Source organism: Pustulibacterium marinum, from assembly GCF_900116665.1.
Classification (GTDB): Bacteria; Bacteroidota; Bacteroidia; order Flavobacteriales; family Flavobacteriaceae; genus Pustulibacterium; species Pustulibacterium marinum.
The window spans coordinates 25,544-45,295 of the sequence record NZ_FPBK01000012.1 but is presented as its reverse complement, the minus strand read 5'-3'; the positions used below and the strand labels follow the sequence as shown (position 1 = coordinate 45,295).

Annotated in this window: 14 protein-coding genes; 11 read left to right on the top strand and 3 right to left on the bottom strand. The window is 37.1% G+C overall.

Features of this window, described 5'->3' with window-relative positions; all coding sequences use genetic code 11:
• Positions 1–5: 5 nt before the first annotated feature.
• The 7 genes from BM383_RS14345 (at position 6) to BM383_RS14315 (ending at position 13,505) form a co-directional block, all read left to right on the top strand.
• The gene (locus tag BM383_RS14345) at positions 6–2,402 is read left to right on the top strand and encodes a glycoside hydrolase family 31 protein (protein ID WP_093025839.1); all 2,397 of its coding nucleotides are present in this window, start codon (positions 6–8) and stop codon (positions 2,400–2,402) included.
• Between the two features lie 100 nt (positions 2,403–2,502).
• The gene (locus BM383_RS14340; protein ID WP_093025838.1) at positions 2,503–4,509 is read left to right on the top strand and encodes a glycoside hydrolase family 97 protein; all 2,007 of its coding nucleotides are present in this window, start codon (positions 2,503–2,505) and stop codon (positions 4,507–4,509) included.
• Positions 4,510–4,558: 49 nt separating this feature from the next.
• Positions 4,559–6,724: a glycoside hydrolase family 3 C-terminal domain-containing protein gene (locus BM383_RS14335; RefSeq protein ID WP_245766597.1), complete on the top strand. Its 2,166-nt coding sequence runs from the start codon at positions 4,559–4,561 to the stop codon at positions 6,722–6,724.
• A 6-nt stretch (positions 6,725–6,730) separates the two neighbouring features.
• Entirely contained in the window at positions 6,731–8,971 is a 2,241-nt protein-coding gene (locus BM383_RS14330) for a glycoside hydrolase family 3 C-terminal domain-containing protein (protein ID WP_093025836.1), read from the top strand.
• 9 nt (positions 8,972–8,980) lie between these two features.
• The gene (locus BM383_RS14325) at positions 8,981–10,441 is read left to right on the top strand and encodes a cellulase family glycosylhydrolase (protein WP_093025835.1); all 1,461 of its coding nucleotides are present in this window, start codon (positions 8,981–8,983) and stop codon (positions 10,439–10,441) included.
• Positions 10,442–10,478: 37 nt separating this feature from the next.
• Complete coding sequence (locus BM383_RS14320; protein ID WP_093025834.1) at positions 10,479–11,990, top strand: alpha-L-fucosidase; 1,512 nt, start codon at positions 10,479–10,481, stop codon at positions 11,988–11,990.
• Between the two features lie 3 nt (positions 11,991–11,993).
• Positions 11,994–13,505 carry a family 43 glycosylhydrolase gene (locus BM383_RS14315; protein ID WP_093025833.1) on the top strand — a complete coding sequence of 504 codons (1,512 nt, stop codon included), beginning with the start codon at positions 11,994–11,996 and terminating at the stop codon, positions 13,503–13,505.
• A 32-nt stretch (positions 13,506–13,537) separates the two neighbouring features.
• Here the strand turns inward: BM383_RS14315 and BM383_RS14310 are convergent, their stop codons facing one another.
• On the bottom strand, positions 13,538–14,419 hold the full coding sequence (locus tag BM383_RS14310; RefSeq protein ID WP_093025832.1) for an AraC family transcriptional regulator: 882 nt from the start codon (positions 14,417–14,419) through the stop codon (positions 13,538–13,540).
• Positions 14,420–14,638: 219 nt separating this feature from the next.
• Between BM383_RS14310 and BM383_RS14305 the strand changes: the two genes are divergently transcribed.
• Positions 14,639–15,232 (top strand): T9SS type A sorting domain-containing protein, encoded by a 594-nt coding sequence (locus tag BM383_RS14305; RefSeq protein ID WP_093025831.1) that lies wholly within the window; start codon positions 14,639–14,641, stop codon positions 15,230–15,232.
• Positions 15,233–15,361: 129 nt separating this feature from the next.
• On the opposite strand, the gene BM383_RS14300 is transcribed toward BM383_RS14305, so the two are convergent.
• A complete protein-coding gene (locus tag BM383_RS14300) occupies positions 15,362–16,714 on the bottom strand; it encodes an NAD-dependent succinate-semialdehyde dehydrogenase (protein ID WP_093025830.1) in 1,353 nt (450 codons plus the stop codon).
• A 145-nt stretch (positions 16,715–16,859) separates the two neighbouring features.
• On the opposite strand from BM383_RS14300, the gene BM383_RS14295 reads away from it, so the two are divergent.
• Complete coding sequence (locus tag BM383_RS14295; protein ID WP_093025829.1) at positions 16,860–17,267, top strand: glyoxalase; 408 nt, start codon at positions 16,860–16,862, stop codon at positions 17,265–17,267.
• A gap of 1 nt (position 17,268) precedes the next feature.
• Here the strand turns inward: BM383_RS14295 and BM383_RS14290 are convergent, their stop codons facing one another.
• The gene (locus BM383_RS14290; RefSeq protein WP_093025828.1) at positions 17,269–17,940 is read right to left on the bottom strand and encodes a DUF2461 domain-containing protein; all 672 of its coding nucleotides are present in this window, start codon (positions 17,938–17,940) and stop codon (positions 17,269–17,271) included.
• Positions 17,941–18,037: 97 nt separating this feature from the next.
• On the opposite strand from BM383_RS14290, the gene epsC reads away from it, so the two are divergent.
• Positions 18,038–18,823 carry a serine O-acetyltransferase EpsC gene (gene epsC / locus BM383_RS14285; protein WP_093025827.1) on the top strand — a complete coding sequence of 262 codons (786 nt, stop codon included), beginning with the start codon at positions 18,038–18,040 and terminating at the stop codon, positions 18,821–18,823.
• Positions 18,816–19,700 (top strand): cysteine synthase CysM, encoded by an 885-nt coding sequence (cysM, locus tag BM383_RS14280; RefSeq protein WP_093025826.1) that lies wholly within the window; start codon positions 18,816–18,818, stop codon positions 19,698–19,700. The genes epsC and cysM overlap by 8 nt, the downstream gene beginning before the upstream one ends.
• The last annotated feature ends 52 nt before the right edge of the window (positions 19,701–19,752 follow it).

Here is a 19,752-nt window from a genome sequence, read left to right as displayed (position 1 = left end):
ACAATATGAAAAGAATAACCCTACTTCAAATTTCACTCGCCTTTATGGGCTTGGCCGGAATTGGGTCTGTAAATGCACAGATTCAGAATGGCCAAACGCTCAACGAGCCGATTGATGTGAGTAAAGATTTTGAGAACTACCAAAACACCTTTTATTTTGCAGATGAATTGACTTCTTTCGATCCTTCCACAGGAAAAGGAACTGTAAAATATAAGCGTTACGAGTACAAAACGCGTCAGGCATTCAACAATATGTTGATGAAACCAGATTCTATTCCAGCCAACGAATTTCCTGCTACAGAATATGCTGTTTCGCCAGAATTGCCTTTTCAAATTCAGTTTGTATCAGATAGAACGGTTCGCATCAAAATGGAATCGGGTCCGCAATTCCATCAACCAGAGGAATCTTTAATGTTGGTAGACGGCGTGGCTCCAAACCATCCAGAGTTATGGAAATCTCAAAAAACTGCTGAAGGATACACGTATACAAGTGATCATGGAAAAGTGGAAATCATTAGCAAACCATGGCACATCAATATTTATGATGAAAAAGGAAAATTGCTAACTAGTACTTTACACAATAGCGATGTGCAAAATACCTATACGCCTGTTTTACCATTTTCATACGTAAGAAGAAACGAAGATTACAGCAGAAGTTATGCGGCTGTAATGAGCTTGCAACCGGATGAAAAAATCTTTGGTTGTGGAGAATCGTTTACGCAATTCAATAAGCGCGGACAAAAAGTAGTTCTGTACACCGACGATGCTAATGGCGTGCAAAACGAAACCATGTACAAGCCTATTCCATTTTACATGAGTAGCCGCGGATATGGCGTTTTCATGCACACCTCTACTCCTATCACTGTAGATTTTGGTAAATATTTTAGTGGTGCCAACAAAATGATGATTGGTGATGATGTTGCCGATTTGTTCTTCTTCCTTGGTGAACCAAAAGATATTTTAGACGAGTATACCGATTTAACCGGAAAAGCAGCCATGCCACCACTTTGGTCGTTCGGTTTTTGGATGAGTAGAATCACCTATTTTTCTGAAGATGAAGGAAGAGCTATTGCTAAAAACCTTCGCAAATATAAAATTCCAAGTGATGTAATTCACTTTGATACCGGTTGGTTTGATGTGGATTGGAGAAACAATTACGAGTTTGCTTCCGAACGTTTCAATGATCCTGTAGACATGCTTTCAGACATGAAAGACGATGGTTTCCATGTATGTTTATGGCAACTACCTTACTTCACACCAAAAAACACCTTGTTTAATGAAATTGTTGAAAATGGTTATGCAGTAAAAGACAGAAAAGGAAACATTCCGTACGAAGATGCGGTGTTAGACTTTTCAAATCCTGAAACTGTTGATTGGTATCAAGGAAAATTGAAACATTTATTTGATCAAGGTGTGAGTGTTTTCAAAGTTGATTTTGGAGAAGCAGCACCTGTTAGCGGCATTTACAGCAATGGCAGAACTGGCTTTTACGAGCACAATTTATATCCGCTACGTTACAACAAAGCGGTTGCCGATATTACTAAAAAAGAAAAAGGATATACGCTTATTTGGGCTAGAAGTACTTGGGCTGGTAGTCAACGCTATCCACTTCATTGGGGTGGCGATGCGGCTACAACCAACACTGCAATGTCTGCTACGCTGCGCGCAGGGTTATCACTTGGGTTGAGTGGTTTCAGTTTTTGGAGTCATGATGTAGGTGGATTTGTTACCAAATCTCCAGAAGCTTTGTACAGAAGATGGACACCGTTTGGCATGTTAACATCACACGTACGTAGCCACGGAGAACCACCAACAGAGCCATGGGAATACAGCAAAGACTTTTTAGAAGGTTTCCGCAAAGCAGATAATATGCGTTACGAATTAATGCCATACATCTACGCGCAAGCCAAAGAAAGTTCTGAAAAAGGTTTACCTATGATGCGTGCTCTTTTTGTAGAATATCCAGATGATGCAGGATCTTGGTTGGTAGACAACGAATATTTATTTGGAAGCAGCATGTTAGTAGCTCCACTTTTCGAAGAAGAAACCGAGCGTGATGTATACCTTCCAGAAGGAACTTGGATAGATTATCAAACCAAGAAAGTATACCAAGCAGGTTGGCACAAAATCAAAGCTGGTGATATTCCGATCATTGCTTTGGTGAAAAGTGGAACAGTACTACCACATATTAAATTGGCACAAACTACAAAAGACATGGATTGGAGTAAATTAACCTTGAAAGTGTATGCAGATGAAGCTACAAATACAGCTAGCGGAATTGTGTATTTACCAAACGGCGAAGCGCTTCAAACTATAGAAGTAAGCAAAAAAGGAAACAAATTTGAATTGAACAATAATCCATTAGAAGGTCAAACATCCTTCAAAATAGAATGGATAAAATAAAACAAGAAGCATCACAGTATTCTGAAACATTTTTAAGGGTTTATTCGTTTCAGGATACTGCTGCTTTCATAAAAAACACAAACACAAAACAGCTACCAAAATGATTAAAAAATCTTTAGTAATTTCTACTTTGGCACTGGCAATTGTTTCTTGTTCACAAGAAACTACCCAAGAGAAAACATTCACAGTTGCTTCTCCGGAAGGTGCAAATGCCATTACATTTTCATTAGAAAACAATTTCCCAACGTATTCCGTTAAACACGGAGAAACTTCGGTTATTACGCCCTCAAAACTAGGTTTTGTTTTCAAAGACCAAGATTCTATTGCTTCGAATCTAGAAATTATAGATACCGAAGAGTCTTCCTTTGATGAAACTTGGGAACAGGTTTGGGGAGAAAAACATAACATCAGAAATCATTACAACCAATTAACGGTTCACCTTCAGGAAAAAACAGAGAAAAAAAGAAAACTAGATATTGAATTTCGTGCTTTTGATGACGGAATTGCTTTCAGATATGTTTTCCCTAAACAAGGCGTAAATGACAGCATCATTATCATGAATGAATTGACTGAATTCAATTTAAAAGATGATGGAGATTCTTGGTGGATTCCTGCCTACAAATCAAACCGATACGAGCATTTATTTACCCAAACAAAAGTAAGCGCTATCGATACTGTACATACGCCATACACCATTAAAAGTGATGATGGTTTGTACTTAAGTTTTCACGAAGCTGATTTGAAAAACTATGCGAGTTATACGATTGCCAAAAAAGAAGGAACCAAGTTAGATTTAGATTTAATGCCTTGGCATGATGGTGTAAAAGTACGAACTACAGAAAGCTTTCAAACCCCATGGAGAACGTTACAAATTGGTCAAAAACCTGGAGATTTAGTAGAGTCTTATTTGATCTTGAATTTGAACGAACCTAACAAACTAGAAGACCTAAGCTACATTGAAACCTACAAATACACAGGAATGTGGTGGGGAATGCACATTAGCAAATACACGTTCTGGGAAGGTCCAAAACACGGAGCCAGTACTGAAAATTGTATTCAGGATATCAAAGAAACTAATGAGCTAGGTATTCATCATATGTTGATAGAAGGTTGGAACAAAGGTTGGACACCAGCTTGGTACGAAAACAAAATGCATGAATTCAGTTTTACAGAACCAACAGATGATTTTGACTATCAAACTGTAGTGGATTTTGCAAACAAAAATGATGTAAAAATTATTGGTTATCACGAAACAGGATCGAACATTATCAACTACAAAAAACAAATTGATGCCGGAATGCAGTTGTATAAAGACTTAGGCATTCACGATGTAAAAATTGGTCAGGTTGGTGATAAACTAAACATGAAAGAATGGCACGGAAGTCAGTTTGGTGTAGAATATTACCGTTGGGTTTTAGAAAAAGCAGCGGAATACCAATTGACTGTAAACTTCCACGAGCCTATCAAAGATACCGGAGAGCGTAGAACCTATCCTAACATGATGGCACGCGAAGGTGCAAGAGGACAAGAATACAATGCGTGGAGCGAAGGAAATCCTCCAAATCACACGGTATTGTTACCATTCACAAGAATGTTAGCCGGACCAATGGACTTTACTCCAGGAGTTTTAGATATCATGGAAACCAAAGGTTTCAACAATCGTAGAATCAACTCTACAGCTGCAAAACAATTGGCTTTATACGTGGTTATCTACTCTCCTATTCAAATGTTGGCCGACTTACCAGAAAACTATATTGGGCATCCTGCATTTCAATTCTTAGCCGATGTTCCAACAGATTGGGAAGATACTAAAGTCTTAAATGCTGAAATTGGCGAATACGTAACTACCGTTCGTAAAGATTTAAACTCTGATGATTGGTATTTAGGAAGTATCACCAACAAAAAAGCAAGAGATTTTGAATTAGATCTTTCTTTCTTAGGTGAAGGAACTTACGAAGCGCAAATGTACACAGATGCTGAAGGAACTGATATTGATAACAATCCTGCAGCAGTTGGAATTTCTAAAAAAGAAGTGAAAGCTACAGACAAATTACCATTGCATTTAGGTGCTGGTGGTGGAGCAGCCATTCGTTTCAAAAAATTATAAATCATTCAACCGGATGTTTTCATAAGCATCCGGTTTCAAACTTGTTGAATTGAAAAACATTCTTACATATTGTTTCTTTTTAACCTGCATCTGCAATAGCTGGGCACAAGACGTTCCATATCCGTTTCAGAATCCAAACTTAGATTCAGAAAAACGTATTGAAAACTTGTTGTCACTAATGACGCTAGATGAAAAAGTACAATGCTTAAGTACCAATCCTTCCGTACCAAGATTAGGCGTTCAAGGAACCGAACATGTAGAAGGTTTGCATGGCTTGGCTTTGGGCGGACCTGCTGAATGGGACAGTAAAACCAAAGCTCCGCAACCTACAACTCAGTTTCCGCAAGCCTATGGTTTAGGGGAAACCTGGGATACCGATTTGTTACAAAGAGTGGCTGAAGCAGAAGGGTACGAAACACGTTTTGCCTATCAAAAATACGGAAGAGGCGGACTCGTAGTAAGAGCTCCGAATGCAGATTTGGCGCGTGATCCCAGATGGGGACGCACCGAAGAAAGCTACGGAGAAGATCCGTTTTTAACAGGAAGCCTAACCGTTGCTTTTGTAAAAGGATTGCAAGGAACTCATGAAAAGTACTGGCAAACTGCTTCGTTAATGAAGCACTTTTTAGCCAATTCTAACGAAGACGGCAGAACTTATACTTCTTCTGATTTTGATGAGCGTTTGTGGCGCGAATATTATTCGGTTCCATTTAGAATGGGCATTTTACAAGGTGGTTCCCGCGCTTACATGGCGGCTTACAACAAAGTAAATGGCATTCCGGCGATGGTGCATCCTATGTTAAAAGACATCACGGTGAACGAATGGGGACAAAACGGAATTATTTGTACCGATGGCGGCGCATTTCAATTACTATTATCAGATCACCACTATTATGAAGATAAATTTCTAGGCGCTGCGGCAACCATTAAAGCTGGCGTTAATCAGTTTTTAGATGAATATACAGAAGCTGTTTATGGCGCTTTGGCTAACGGTTATCTCACCGAAGCTGAAATTGACGAAGTTTTAAAAGGCGATTTTAGAGTGATGTTGAAATTGGGAATGTTAGATAATGCTGAAGACAATCCGTATGCAAATATTGGAAAAGACACTGATGAAGATCCTTGGAATTCTGATAAACACAAAGCATTGGCATTGGAAGCTACTCAGAAATCAATCGTCTTATTGAAAAACGATCCGAAAGCAAAGTTACTTCCGTTAAACCAAAAGAAACTTACCAAAATAGCCATTATTGGTCCTCGTGCCGATGAAGTGTTGCTAGATTGGTACAGCGGTACACCGCCCTACACTATTTCGGCTTTAGAAGGTATCAAAGCAAAAGTTGGCGACTCGGTTGAATTGCTCGTTGCCAAAAACAATGCAGATGGTAAAGCAGCTAAAATTGCAGCCGAAGCTGATGTTGCATTGATTTTTATCGGAAATCATGCAACTTGTAATGCAGGTTGGGCGCAATGTCCGGTGCCAAGTGAAGGAAAAGAAGCGGTAGATCGTCAATCTTTAACTTCAGAATACGAAGATTTGGTAAAGGTTGTGTATGCTGCCAACCCAAAAACCGTAGTCTGTTTGATTAGTAGTTTTCCGTATGCTATCAATTGGACACAAGAAAATGTACCGGCTATTGTACACATGACACAAAACAGTCAGGAACTAGGAACTGCTTTGGCCGATGTATTGTTTGGCAATTACAATCCTGCTGGAAGATTGACACAAACTTGGGTAAAAGACATCAATGACTTACCCGATTTAATGGATTACAACATTCGTAATGGACGCACCTATATGTATGCTGAAAAAGATCCTTTGTATGCTTTTGGACATGGATTAAGTTATACTGATTTTAAGTATAGCAAGCTTCAGGTTTCCGAAAATACATTGAAGTCGGATCAAACCATTTCAGTATCCATAACGGTTCAAAATACCGGAAATTACGATGGCGAAGAAGTAGTTCAATTATATATAAAACATCTAAATTCAAAAGTAACACGACCACAGCAAGCGCTGAAAGCTTTCCAACGTGTGTTCATTAAAAAAGAAACTTCAAAAGAAATTACTTTAACACTTAACGCAAACGATTTAAGGTATTGGGATGTAGCCAAACAAGCTTTTGTATTAGAACCCGAACGTATTCAAATCTTAGTAGGAAAAGCATCTGACAATATTCAACTTAAAAAAACAATAACAGTAAAAACACTATAGCAAACCATGAAAAATAATTTGATATACGCCTCCGCTATTGCAGCAACCTTACTAGCTTCTTGCGATACTGATAAAAAACCAGAAGCAGCAACTGCTCCAACTTACGTGGCAGAAAGCTATCAGGGAACTCCAATTACCCATGATTTTGATGCCAAAATTGATAGTTTGATTGCGCAAATGACGGTAGAAGAAAAAGCAGGAATGCTACACGGAAATTCCATGTTTGCTACCGCTGCTATCGAACGTTTGGGCATACCAGAACTTACCATGGCCGATGGACCTTTAGGAGTTCGTGAAGAAATTTCTCGTAATTCATGGGCACCAGCCGGTTGGGATAACGATTTTGCAACCTACTACCCTGCTGCAGGAAGTGTGGCGGCTACTTGGAGTCCGGAGCTTTCTTATACATTTGGACACAGCGTGGGTGAAGAATCTATTGCCCGAGACAAAGATGTGTTGTTATCGCCTGCGATCAACATCATCAGAACTCCGCTAGGTGGTAGAACCTACGAATACTTTACAGAAGATCCGTTTCTAAATAAGAAATTGGCCGTTCCTTTTGTTGTTGGATTGCAAGAAAATGATGTGGCAGCTTGTGTGAAGCACTTTGCAGCGAACAATCAGGAAACACACAGAGATTATGTAGATGTTCAGATTGATGAACGTACGCTGCGCGAAATTTATTTACCAGCTTTCAAAGCAGCTGTTCAAGAAGCGGATGCGTACAGTATGATGGGCGCTTACAACAAATTCCGTGGGGAATATCTTTGTGAAAACGATTATATGCTGAATAAAGTTTTACGTGATGAATGGGGATTTGAAGGAATTGTAATTTCGGATTGGGCTGCGGTTCACGATACCAAAAAAGCCTTAGAAGCTGGTACCGATGTAGAAATGGGAACTCCAAAACCATTCAACGAATTCTACTATGGTGATGCTTTGATCGAAGACGTGAAAAACGGAAAAATCGATGAAAAAGAATTAGACAAATCAGTTAAAAGGATTCTACAATTGATGTACACCATCAAAAGTGTAGACGATAAAGGAAGAGCCAAAGGAAGCATTAGTACCGAAGCACATTATAAAGATTCTTATAATATTGCTGCGGAAAGCATTGTATTATTGAAAAACGAAGCCAATACCCTGCCACTTCAATTAGACGGTGTGAAAAGTATTGCGGTGATTGGTAACAACGCCATGAAGAAAAATGCTTTAGGCGGGTTCGGTGCCGGAGTAAAAACCAAAAGAGAGGTGACTCCTTTAGAAGGTTTGAAAAATCGCCTTCCGGAAGGAATTCAGATCAATTATGCTGAAGGATACCAAGAACGTTATTCAGAAAATAAAAAAGCAGTTTTAGGAGACATTACTTTAAACGGTCCGGTTCCTATTAACGACTTAGACCCAAAAATGGTGGAAGAAGCTGTGAATGCAGCTAAAAATTCAGACGTTGCTGTAATTTTTGCAGGTTCTAACCGTGATTATGAAACCGAAGCATCGGACAGAGCTAATTTAGATTTACCATTCGGACAAAAAGAATTGATTGAAAAAGTATTAGCGGTTAATCCAAATACTGTAGTGGTTTTCATTGCCGGAGCTCCTTTTGATATCAAAGAAGTTACCGAACAATCAAAAGCTGTTGTTTGGTCTTGGTTCAATGGTTCTGAAGGCGGAAATGCTTTAGCTGATGTGTTGTTAGGAACTGTAAATCCATCTGGGAAATTACCATGGACAATGCCAATTTCTATTGACGATTCACCTGCACACGCTACCAATAGTTTCCCTGGAGATGAAACGGTTTCTTATGACGAAGGAATTTTAGTAGGATATCGTTGGTTTGATACTAAAAACGTAGCTCCATTGTATCCTTTTGGTTACGGACTTTCGTACACTAATTTTGAAATGACCAATCCAGCAACAGACAAAACTGAATATACAGAAGCTGACACCATTTTTGTTTCAGTAGATGTAAAAAACACAGGTGATGTTGACGGTAAAGAAGTCGTTCAAGTATATATGTCTAAGAAAGATTCTAAAGTACAACGTGCTGCGCAAGAGTTGAAAGGTTTCAATAAAACAACAATTAAAGTGGGTGAAAGCAATACCGTAACGGTAGCTATTCCTGTAAAAGAGTTAGCCTTCTACAATGTAGATTCTAAAAAATGGGAAGTAGAAAAAGGAGCTTACACTTTCAACATTGGAAATTCATCCAGAAATATTTCAGAAACAATTACAATCAAAATTAAATAACAAACTCACATGAAAAACATATTTAAGTACAGTAGTTTATTAATGGTTGCCTTAGCAATGCTAATGTTTACAACCGCTTGCGACGATGATGACGATACTACAAACATTGTTTTATCGGTTACTCCAGATTCATTTTCCTATACAGCTACGGGAGGTTATAAAGTTCTTAATATTAAAACAAACGCCACTGAATCCTGGACTATTACTGCAGATGCAGACTGGATTTCTTTCACTGAAACTTCAGGTACTGGTTATAAAAGTTTAAATGTACAAGCTGCAACCAACACGGTTACAGAAGAAAGAAGCGGAACAATTACCGTATCTGATGAAGACGAAAGCATTACTATTACAGTAACTCAAGAAGCTGGAGAAGAAGAAGAACCAATTGAAGAACCTGTTGAAGAAAACATTCCAGACGATGCTACCTTAATGAGCGAAATGACGGCGGTAGAATTGACAGAAACTATGGGCTTAGGTTGGAATATTGGAAACTCGCTAGATGCCGTTGGAGGAGAAACTGCCTGGGGAAATCCGTATATCACCGAAGAACTTATTTTAGCTATAAAAGAAGCTGGATTTAACACAGTGCGTATTCCTGTGGCCTGGAGTCAATTTTCAGATTCCGAAAATTTTACCATTTCAGAAACCTGGATGGCTCGTGTGCAACAAGTAGTAGACTATGTAGTTGATAACGATATGTATGCCATTGTGAATATCCACTGGGATAATGGATGGATGCAACCTACGTATGCAGATCAGGAATATGTAAACAACCGTTTGAACATTATGTGGCAACAAATTGCCATTAACTTTAGAGATTACGATTATCATTTATTGTTCGCTGGTACCAACGAAGTGATGGTTGAAGGAGATTATAGTGAGCCTACGGAAGAATATTATACTGTTCAGAATAGTTTCAACGAAACCTTCATCAACACCGTAAGAGCAACCGGAGGTAGAAATGCATACAGATACTTGGTAATTCAAGGATTCAATACCAATATTGATTATACGGTTGATTATGCAACTCTTCCAGAAGATACTGTGGAAAACAGAATGTTAATGGAAGTACACTATTACGATCCGTATGAATTCACCCTAAACACTGGTAACGATGATGCTTGGCAATGGGGTAATGATGCTGCAGATGCAAGTGCAACTGCTGGATGGGGTAATGAAGATTATCTAGATGCACAATTCCAAAAAATGAAAACCAACTTTGTAGACAATGGTATTGGAGTTATTTTAGGAGAATTTGGTGTGGTAAACAGAGCCAATGTTGATGGGTTTGATGCCTATTGGGAATATTATTTAGGGTATTTAGTAGATTCAGCTTTTGAACACGATATGGTTCCAGTTTACTGGGATAATGGTCCTACAGGAAACCACGATATGGGCTTATTCAATAGAACTACAGCCGAGGAAGTTTATCCTGATGTGATAGACGCTATGACAGATATGATTCCGTAAGTAGCTTTAAAAACTGACTTTAGAGAAAACTTTGTAAATGAAAAAAGTAAACATCACAATAGGGTTATTTGGATTGATCGCCATGTTCACAGCATGCGATCAATCCAAAATAACTCCAACTGAAACTATTGAGCAACCCGCTTACGAAGCCAATTGGGATTCTTTGGCTAAGTATCAGGAAGCTCCGGAATGGTTTCGCGAAGCTAAATTTGGTATTTATGCACATTGGGGCGTTTTAAGTGTTCCGGCATATGCCAATGATTGGTATCCGCGTAACATGCATATTGTAGGTTCAAACGAGTACAAGCATCATGTAGAAACCTATGGCGAACCAAAAGATTTTGGGTATCATGATTTTGTACCCGAATTCAAAGCAGAAAATTTCAATGCGGAAGAATGGGCTACTCTTTTTGAAAAAGCAGGTGCTAAATTTGCCGGAGTTGTGGCTGAACATCACGATGGATGGTCTAACTGGAAAAGCAAGATTAATCCATGGAATGCGTACGATAAAGGTCCGCACAAAGATGTGTTAGGTCAATTAGAAAAAGCCATTCACGGGAAAGGAATGAAGTTTGTAGCTTCGTTTCATAAAGCCCGAAATCTTCAAATTTTCCAAAACGATTCTACTAAGTGGTTAGATGACACTTCGTATTTTCCGTACAATCCAGATATGCCAACTTCATCAACAGATTCCATCATCAGTATTATGTATGGAAACATTCCAAAGGAACAATTCTACAAAAATTGGTTGGGCGAGCTAGAAGAAGTGATAGACAACTACTCCCCTGACCTTATCTATTTTGATAGCAAGTTGGATAAAATTCCAGAGGAATATAAAAAAGAATTTGTGGCTTACTATGTAAATCACGCTGCCAAAAATAATCAGGGAGTAGTGATTACACACAAAGAAGGTGAATTGCCAAAATCGGTAAGTTTAGAAGATTTTGAAAAAGGAAGAATGAACAAAATCACCAAAGATTATTGGTTAACAGACGAAACCGTTTCGGTAGGTAGCTGGAGTTACACCAATGATTTAGGATTAAAATCAACCGGAGAAATCATTCACGTGTTGGCCGATGTGGTTAGTAAAAATGGAGCATTAATGCTAAATGTTTCGCCAAAAGCAGACGGAACTATTCCGGAAAACCAACAAGCCATTTTATTAGAAATTGGCGATTGGTTACAAACCAACGGAGAAGCTATTTATGCTAGCAAACCTTGGTATGTATTTGGAGAAGGCCCAACCAAACAAGAAAAATCTGGGATGTTTTTGGATAAAATTACCTACACCAACAAAGATGTTAGGTATACTACCAAAGGAAAAACCATTTATGCGATTGTTTTAGGATGGCCGGGAGCCGATACTACTTTTGATTTTACAGCTTTTGCAACTTCAAATAGCTATGAAATTCCTGAAATTACTTCGGTTAGTTTATTAGGATCTAAAGCTCACATCAAATATACACATGACAAAGATGGATTGCATGTTACAACTCCATCTGAAAAAGTAGACGATAAAGCGATTGTGTTTAAAATTGAAACGAAATAAACAATGAAACAAAAACTCATTCTTACATTCATTGTTTTGTGCAGTTTTGTGACAAATGCGCAATACCAACGCAACGAAAATCAAAATAAAAAAACGTACACCAACCCAATTTTTTCGGGAGATTATGCCGATCCGAGTTTGCTAAAAGATGGTGACGATTATTATATTGTTCATTCTTCATTTGAATATTATCCTGGTTTAACCATTTTTCACTCCAAGGATTTAATCAATTGGACACCCGTTCAAAGTACGTTACAAACCTATGTGGGTTCAGTTTGGGCACCCGATTTAGTCAAATACAATGGAAAGTATTACATCTATTTTCCTGCCGTAGATACCAACTACGTTATTTGGTCAGATAGAATTGAAGGACCGTGGAGCGAACCTATTAATTTAAACATTGGTAATATTGATCCTGGTCATGTGGTTGATGACGAAGGAAATCGTTATTTATACTTTAGCAATGGTGGCTATGTGGCGCTTTCTAAAGACGGATTATCGGTTACCAGTGAATTGAAACACACCTACGATGGTTGGGAAATTCCCAGAGAATGGTCTATTGAATGTTTTTGTATGGAAGGCCCTAAACTTTTCAAAAAAGGAGATTACTACTATTTAACCGTTGCCGAAGGTGGAACTGCTGGACCAGCAACCGGACATATGGTAGTTTCTGCACGTTCCAAAACGCCTTTTGGTCCTTGGGAAAATTCACCTTACAATCCTATCATCAGAACTGAAAAGCCGGGAGAAACGTGGAATTCTATGGGACACGGAACTATTTTTGAAGGTCCCAAAAAACAATGGTATATGGTTTTTCATGGATATGAGAAAGACTTCTATAATATGGGACGCCAAACCATGCTATCACCTGTTGAATGGACCAAAGATGGATGGTTTAAAATTCCGGATAACATAGATGTGAGTCAACCTATCAATTTACCATTACCCAAAAGCAAAGCTAAAAGTAGCTTTAGTTTGAGTGATGATTTTGAAGCTGGAACGCTGCAACCACAATGGAAGTTTTTTCAGGAATATGAAGCTGACAGGTATTCATTTTCAGATGGTGCTTTAGTTGTAAAAGGAAAAGGAAACGGTATTGCCGGAAGCTCTCCTTTATTAACCATGCCACACGATCATTCGTACACTGCAGATATCGAATTAGAAATTGAAGGCGATGCTGTGGGCGGTATTGTATTGTTCTATAACAATGCTGCATTCTCTGGTATTTTAACCGACGGCGAAAACATTCTTACCAATTTAAGAGGATGGCAATTTCCAACAGAAAAAGAAGTAGTAAAAAATAAAAAGATATTTTTAAGATTGAAAAATACCAATAATCTGGTAGACATGTATTATAGCACCGATGGTAAAAACTGGACAAAAACCGAAAACTCGGCCGAAGTTTCAGGAATGCACCATAATGTACTTAGCGGTTTCTTAGCACTAAGAATTGGACTTACTGCTACTGGAAACGGAAAAGTTCATTTTAAGAATTTCACATATAACTCTTTATAAAAACAAAAACGGGACTTTAAAAGTCCCGCTTTTTATTTCTCTGAATTTATCACTTTCTTCAACTCTTGTCTGTACTGCGAAGCACTTTTCCCTGTAAATGCTTTGAACGATTTATTAAAATGACTAAAATTATTAAATCCGCTTTCAAAACAAATATCGGTAATGCTCATTGGCTGTTCTGCCAATAGTTTTGATGCGTGTACCAAACGGTATTCATTTACAAATTGGGTAAATGTTTTGTTGGTGATCTTTTTAAAATATCTACAAAAAGATGGAACCGTCATACTTGTTAACATAGCAATCTCCTCCAATGCAATTTGTTCTTTAAAATGATCTTTCACATAATTAAATACCATATTAATACGATCATTGTCTTGCATTTGAGTTTCCATAGCAAAACCCTTTGCATTCAAAATCTTGTAATTATTAGAATTTGCCAAAGATTGTAAAACCGATAGCATACTTAACAATCTCTCAAACGGAGATTGATATTCCATCTGTTCTATTTTATCACCTATAATTTTTTTGGTTTCATCAAAGAACACAATTCCGGCTGCGGATTGCTCTATCATCGAAGAAATCGATTTCATTTCCGGAAGACTGAAAAAATCATTCCCCAAAAAGTCAGGTTTCAAGTGAATCACGGTTTCATTCTTATTTCCTGTTTCTTTGTCTGTAAAACCACAATGCGGCAGATGACTTCCTATAAGTATAAGATCTCCATCTGTAAAATAGGAAATATGACTTCCTATTTGTCGTTTTCCACTACCCTCATTTACAAACACCAACTCAATCTCTGGATGATGATGCCAAACGTGGGTTTTGTTATTTGTATTCTCTTTAAATCTATTGTATGAAAATGAACTTCCAAACGAAGGTTGAATCACTTCAAAAGCTGGTTTCAAATTCTTCATTAGTTATCCCCTTTTTTAAAAATTAATATGTAACCGATGTTATGCAATATATACTCAATTAACTCCAAGTGGTGTAATTTTACCATATTACCCTACCATAGTTAGTATTCATGTTAAAATAGCACACAAATTTGAAAATTTACTCTTTTTCTGTGTGTAATTAACACTATACTTTAGCAGTGTAATTAATAGTTCACTAAAAATTAAAACCCCACGCTTATGAAAAAGTTACTAAAAACCAGCGTAGCAGTAGCAATGTTCTTTACCACTTTAACAACATTTGCTAACACAACGGATTTCTCTTTAAAGGTAATTAAAGAAGAAGGAAAAACAATCAGTTTTGTTTTAAATGATGCGAAAAGCGTTTCTTTAGAATTAAAAAATGACGAAGGAGTAGTAGTTTACTCTGAAAACATGAAAGGTAATAGCGACGATGTTGTAAACAGAACTTATGATCTAAGTTATTTACCAAAAGGTATTTACTTTTTGGAAGCTGAAACCGCTACAAAGGTAATTACACACAAAATTACTGTTGAAAACAACATTACTATGGCAGAAGAAGCTTTGTCTGAAGTTTACAAACCAGTAATGTACACAAGAGGAGATCAAGCAATGTTACAAATTCTTGACATCAACGAAACTCCGGTAACTGTTGAAATTTTAGATGCTGAAAACAACTTGTTATACGAGCAAACTTACAACGGTTCCATCGACTTTTCTAAAAAGTATGAACTTAAGAAAGATATGAGCGAAGATTATACCTTCATTATCAAGTATGATAACAAATCTTTCATCAAAAAAATTTCTCTATAAGCTTTAGAGATTAAAAAACTGGCTTAAATATTTGTTTGTTTAAATTGATTACTATGGAAAAGAGATTCAGATACATTTGAATCTCTTTTTCTTTTTTTGACCTATTTTGAAATCATCAAAACCGATGAGTTAATTGATATACACAGTTTTCATATTTACAAACTCTTTGATTCCATGGTGACTCAATTCTCTACCAAATCCGGAAATCTTCACACCTCCAAAAGGTAATCTAGGATCTGACTTTACCATATCGTTTACAAAAACAGCGCCTTCATTGAATTTTGAAATATGAGCTTCAAATCCAGCAATATCTTTGGTGAAAATAGAAACTCCCAAACCAAAATCGGAATTGTTTGAAATAGTAATTGCTTCTTCTAAGGTTTTAAAAGTTACCACAGCAATCACAGGTCCAAAAGTTTCCTCTTTAAAAACCGGCATATCTTCGGTAACATTGGTGAGCACTGTGGGTTCAAAATATGCTTTCTCTCTTTTTCCTCCAAGAAGTACTTTTGCACCTTTAGCTACAGAATCATTCACTTGACTTTCCAGTTCTTTCGCCAAGTCTTCACGAGCCATTACGCCAATGTAGGTTTCTTCATCCAATGGATCACCCGATTTCTTTTCTTTGATAGCATTTATATACTTCTCTAAAAATTCATCTGCAATAGCTTCGTGGAGTAGCAAACGTTTTGCAGCAATACAACTTTGTCCTGTGTTTTGATATCTAGCATTTACAGCGGTGGATACTGCTTTTTCCAAATCAGCATCTTTGCAGACAATAAAGGCATTGTTTCCTCCTAATTCTAATACTGATTTTTTTATTTCCTTCGCAGCGGTGCTAGCTACCATACTTCCTGCAGGTTTACTTCCAGTAAGTGTAACTGCTTTCACTAACGGATTTTTTATAATGTTCTCAACTTTATCACTTTTGATAGGTAAATTGATAAAAACATCTTTTGGAAAGCCTGCCAACTCAAATACTTTTTGAATGGTTTCTCCACATTTCATGACGTTAGAAGCATGCTTAAGAATTGCCGTATTACCAGCCATTAATCCAGGAGCAGCGAATCTAAATACTTGCCAAAATGGATAGTTCCAAGGCATTACAGCAAATACTACTCCCAGTGGTTCGTAACTCACATAACTTTTAATAGCATCTGTTTCTATCAATTCATTTTTCAAAAAATCTTCAGCATTGTGTGCATAGTATTCACAAACCCAAGCACATTTTTCTACTTCAGCAATGGCCTGCGTTATGGGTTTTCCCATTTCTAATGTGATGATCTTTCCAAAATCTTCTTTATTATTTCTAAGCACGTTTGCTGCTTCATGCATGAGAATGCTTCTTTCACTAAAAGTAGTGTTTTTCCAGCTTAGATGAACTTTGTGAGCAGCTTCAATTTTTTGGTTAATTTGAGGCTCATTGAGCTCTTCAAATTCATATAATAATTGTCCGTTGAACGGATTTACAGATTTCATAATACTTCTATTTTTTCTTAAAATTACAAGGATTTTGAGCCCTCTGTTCTTAAAAGAATGTTATTTTGTTTATAACACGTTGAAAACTATACTTTGGTTGGTTTATGTGCGTTACATTAATATGTATCTTTAAGAAAACTACTTTTATATGGACACACGTACAAAGGACTTACTTTCTGTTCGTCCTGAAATTCCTTCAGCAAAAGTTACGGATAACATGTCTAGAGATGAGCAATTTCAAAACAAGACATTACGTCCGGTAATTAAATTACAAAATGATCTTTTAGTAGAAGCATTCCGCAATTACGTGAACAAACACAAAGGTTTCTTTTACACGCTAGGTTTACCAAAACAACTCAATTACATTGAAAATGCGATTCACCGTGACATTAAATTCAGAAATTCATTGAAAGGTATGATCATCGGACAATTTACCGTTGAAGAATACCAAACGTATATTCAAAATTCTTCTTCATTAAACAAGAGAATGATGAATACTGTTATTGAACGCTTGAAAGACCAAGTACAACTATTTGATAAAGAACAAGTAGCGTAAATTACAAAACAGATGCTCCATTGAGGTCTGTAGTCAAAATATCACTCATTAAATCTAAAAAAGGGCGGGCAGTTGTAAAACTCTCGCCTATTTTTTGCTGAAAATCTTCTGAAAGCACCTCGTTATTGGTAAACTTCTTCGTAAAAACGTATTGTTTTTTTCTAATAAGATCAATGTTTGGATCTTCCTTATCAAATCCTTTTGGAGCCGTTTTTAACTCCTCTCCTTCCAAAGTTCCCCAAGTAATTTTAAATTGTTTTTCATCTACAATTTCTCTAAACTCTTCAGCATCCATTTCAAACTCTTTTCGAATTCTGAACAAATCATCTTTTTCCGGAGCCCAAAAACCAATAGCTAAAAAAGAGGCATCTGGCTCCAAATGCAAATAATAACCACCGCGCAAAGCAGGTTTTACACGATGAAAAGAACAACCAAAATTGGTTTTATAAGGGGTCTTATTTTTTGAGAACCGAACGTCTCTATAGATTCGAAACATCTTATAGCTATCTACATCGTCATGCGTTTTTAAATCTTCAAAAACAGCTTCGTTAAATTGCTTCATTTCCTGTTGAAGTGACTTGAACTCTTTTTTATGATCTTCAAACCAATCTCTATTATTATTTTTCTTTAAACCTTCTAAAAATTCAAATAAAGTAGCGGGGATTCTATTCATAACACTTTTTAGTTTTTTAGTATTGATAAAACTATCCCAATGTATGGAAATAGTTATAGATAATTGATACTTTTGAATAGAATTGACATGAAGCCTTATGAACAAAAATCAAATTATTAACGAAATTAAGAGCAAACAACCAGCTATTAATTATAGGTTGAAAGAACGTGTAGAAGTATTTACAGATCTTATTTTCAAGTGTTTATTTGATGCTTCTACAGATCTGGAAGAACATTTAGATTTGTTGTGCAAAGAGTTTACCACTATTGCCGAAATTGTTTGTTGGGACGAAGCAAAAAACTGCACCAAAATTTGGGATACCTTTTTACATAAGTTGCCTGAAATTTTAGATCTTTTAAATGCCGATGCGCATGCTATAGAAGTAAACGACCCTGCATCTGACTCGCTAGAGGAAGTTTATCTCGCATACCCAGGCTTTTACGCTATTGCTGTTTATAGATTGAGTCATGAATTGTATAAGGTTGGTTTTCCACTATTACCGCGCTTAATGACAGAGTTTGCGCATAAGCTTACAGGTGTAGATATTCATCCGGGAGCAAAAATTGGTAAATCGTTCTTTATAGATCATGCGACGGGAGTTGTTATAGGTGAGACTTCAGTAATCAAAGACAATGTAAAGATTTATCAGGGAGTTACGCTGGGTGCTTTATATGTAGATAAAAAACTGAAAAACGTAAAACGACATCCAACGGTAGAAAGTAATGTGACCATTTATGCAAACGCGACTATTTTAGGAGGCGAAACCATTATTGGAGCCAACAGCATCATTGGTGGTAATGTTTGGGTTACCGCGTCAATTCCATCGAATTCATTGGTGTATCACACACCAGAAATCAAAGTAAAAGAATTAAAAAATGAGTAAACATATTTTAGACCTCATAGGAAATACACCTTTAGCAAAAGCGAGTAGTTTGGTGAAAAATCCAAATGTTGAATTGTATTTCAAGTTAGAAGGAAACAATCCCGGCGGAAGCGTTAAAGATCGTGCTGCTTATAACATGATTAAAAGTGCTTTGGACCGTGGAGATATTACTAAAGAAACCAAATTGATTGAAGCTACTAGCGGAAATACAGGTATTGCACTGGCCATGATTGCCACACTTTTTGGTTTAGATATTGAGTTAGTAATGCCTGAAAACTCTACCAAAGAACGTGTACAAACCATGCGTGCCTATGGTGCAAAAGTTACGCTAACCCCAGCTGATGTGGGGATTGAAGGTTCCAGAGATTACGCTGAAAGTAAAGTAAAAGAAGAAGGGTATGTTTCTCTGAATCAATTTGGTAATGATGATAACTGGAAAGCTCATTATAAAACTACGGGTCCTGAAATTTGGAAAGATACTGATGGAAAAGTAACGCATTTTGTATCTTCTATGGGAACTACAGGAACCATTATGGGAACTTCTACTTATTTAAAAGAACAGAATACAGCTGTGCAAATTGTAGGTGTGCAACCGGCAGATGGTGCTAAAATACCAGGTATTAGAAAATGGCCTAAAGAATATTTGCCTGCCATTTTTAATGCTGATAAAGTAGACCAAGTAATTGAAGTTACCGATACCGAAGCTAGAGAAATGACCAAAAGGTTGGCCAAAGAAGAAGGTATTTTTGCGGGAATGAGCAGTGGCGGTGCAGCAGCAGCTGCGGTAAAACTTTGCGAAACTTTGGAGAGTGGCGTGGTTGTATCAATAGTTTGTGATCGTGGTGATCGTTATTTATCTTCAGATTTATTTGATTAAAAAATAAACTGCGTTAAGGATAGAGGTATTGTCGGAGCTCTTTTGCACCTTT

Bases quoted from the DNA above. Each gene is read 5' to 3' on its own strand.
- BM383_RS14345 (WP_093025839.1), top strand. From the start codon at position 6: ATGAAAAGAATAACCCTACTTCAAATTTCACTCGCCTTTATGGGCTTG.
- BM383_RS14340 (WP_093025838.1), top strand. From the start codon at position 2,503: ATGATTAAAAAATCTTTAGTAATTTCTACTTTGGCACTGGCAATTGTT.
- BM383_RS14330 (WP_093025836.1), top strand. From the start codon at position 6,731: ATGAAAAATAATTTGATATACGCCTCCGCTATTGCAGCAACCTTACTA.
- BM383_RS14325 (WP_093025835.1), top strand. From the start codon at position 8,981: ATGAAAAACATATTTAAGTACAGTAGTTTATTAATGGTTGCCTTAGCA.
- BM383_RS14320 (WP_093025834.1), top strand. From the start codon at position 10,479: ATGAAAAAAGTAAACATCACAATAGGGTTATTTGGATTGATCGCCATG.
- BM383_RS14315 (WP_093025833.1), top strand. From the start codon at position 11,994: ATGAAACAAAAACTCATTCTTACATTCATTGTTTTGTGCAGTTTTGTG.
- BM383_RS14310 (WP_093025832.1), bottom strand. From the start codon at position 14,419: ATGAAGAATTTGAAACCAGCTTTTGAAGTGATTCAACCTTCGTTTGGA.
- BM383_RS14305 (WP_093025831.1), top strand. From the start codon at position 14,639: ATGAAAAAGTTACTAAAAACCAGCGTAGCAGTAGCAATGTTCTTTACC.
- BM383_RS14295 (WP_093025829.1), top strand. From the start codon at position 16,860: ATGGACACACGTACAAAGGACTTACTTTCTGTTCGTCCTGAAATTCCT.
- BM383_RS14290 (WP_093025828.1), bottom strand. From the start codon at position 17,940: ATGAATAGAATCCCCGCTACTTTATTTGAATTTTTAGAAGGTTTAAAG.
- epsC (WP_093025827.1), top strand. From the start codon at position 18,038: ATGAACAAAAATCAAATTATTAACGAAATTAAGAGCAAACAACCAGCT.
- cysM (WP_093025826.1), top strand. From the start codon at position 18,816: ATGAGTAAACATATTTTAGACCTCATAGGAAATACACCTTTAGCAAAA.